Consider the following 1656-nt stretch of genomic DNA (forward strand, 5'->3'; position numbering starts at 1 on the left):
CCCCCTCTGGCAGGATAGTTGTCACCCTCCAGTTTTCCCCAGATAGGCGGTAAAGGACACCGATGTGGCCCGTTATTCCCATGAGCGAAAAGAAGCCGTGCTGAGCAAGTTGTTGCCGCCTTACAACCTGACCGTAGCCGAGTTGGCGCGTCAGGAAGGCATCTCCGAGCCGACCCTTTATAATTGGCGCAATCAAGCCAAGTTAGAAGGACGCCCTGTGCCAGGACGCAAAGCCAAATCAGAGCAGTGGTCAGCTGAAGCCAAGCTCGCCACCGTCATTGAAACAGCAGCTCTCTCTGAAGCAGAGCTCAGTGAGTATTGCCGTGGAAAAGGCCTGTACCCCGATCAGGTACAACGCTGGAAAGCCGAGTCTCTGCAAGGTTTTCAGCGCAGTGCGGAGCAGGAGAAAGTGCTTCGCCAGCAAGCACGCACTGATCAGCAGGAGATCAAAAAGCTGCAACGCGAGTTGCGGTACAAAGAAAAAGCCCTGGCCGAGGCGGCGGCCCTGCTGGTGCTGCGAAAAAAGCTCAATGCGCTCTGGGACAACGACAGCAACGAGGACGAATGACCTCTACCACAGAGCGCCGAGCCATTATTACGTTGATCCAGCAGGCCAATGCAGACGGCGCTCGCCTGAAGCAGGCTTGTGTTGAAGCGGGCATTTGTCTGCGCACCTATCGGCGCTGGTTCCGTGATGAAGCACTACAAGAGGACAAACGCCCACTGGCGATCAAACCAGCACCGGCCAACAAGCTCTCAGCTGAGGAGAGAGCGCATATTATCGAGCTATCGAATAGCCCCGCATACAGCCAGCTGCCGCCCAGCCAGATCGTGCCGGACCTACTGGATAAAGGTATCTACGTGGCATCGGAATCCACTTTCTATCGCGTGTTGAAAGCCGCAGACCAGCTGCATCACCGCGGTCATAGCCTGGCACCCCAGCGTCGCTGGGAGCCGACGACACATAAAGCCAGCGGCCCTTGTGAGGTCTGGTGCTGGGATATTACCTATTGTCCCTCGATAGTCCGTGGACAGTTCTACTATCTGTACCTGTTTGAAGATCTCTATAGCCGCAAAATCGTTGGCTATGAAGTATACGAATCAGAGAGTGGTGAGTATGCCGCTCAGCTCCTGCAGCGCTGCATGCTCCGCGAGCAATGCCTACACCAACCGCTGGTTCTGCACTCCGATAATGGAGCGCCCATGAAGGCCCAAACCATGAAAGCCAAGCTGGAAGAACTCGGCGTGTTGCCGTCTTACAGTCGGCCCCGGGTCAGCAATGACAATGCCTTCGTCGAGTCCTTGTTCCGGGTGCTGAAATACCGCCCACAATGGCCGTCGTCCGGCTTTGCTTCACTAGATGAGGCTCGGGTGTGGGTAGACCGGTTCGTGCGCTGGTACAACACCGAGCACCGCCACAGCAAACTCAACTTCGTTACGCCGCAGCAACGCCATGACGGTGAAGATGCCGAGCTGCTGGCTCAACGCAAAGCGGTGCTGGAACAGGCCAGACAGAACAACCCATCACGCTGGGGTGTGCGCCCAGTCAGAAACTGCGAGCCCGCTGGGCCAGTGACACTGAACCCTGAGAAAGAAACGACTATGAAACAAGCAGCTTAAAACGAAGAACAGTGACAACTACCTTGAAAAACACCG

Annotated in this window: 1 protein-coding gene; it reads left to right on the top strand. The window is 56.1% G+C overall.

The window, feature by feature from the left end; all coding sequences use genetic code 11:
- Positions 1-64: 64 nt before the first annotated feature.
- A protein-coding gene (locus TX24_RS30110; RefSeq protein ID WP_420865865.1) for an IS3 family transposase occupies positions 65-1620 on the top strand; the annotation gives its coding sequence in 2 pieces (ribosomal slippage) (positions 65-527 and positions 527-1620; 1557 coding nt in all).
- The last annotated feature ends 36 nt before the right edge of the window (positions 1621-1656 follow it).

Source organism: Pseudomonas lactis, assembly GCF_001439845.1.
GTDB classification, from domain to species: domain Bacteria; phylum Pseudomonadota; class Gammaproteobacteria; order Pseudomonadales; family Pseudomonadaceae; genus Aquipseudomonas; species Aquipseudomonas lactis.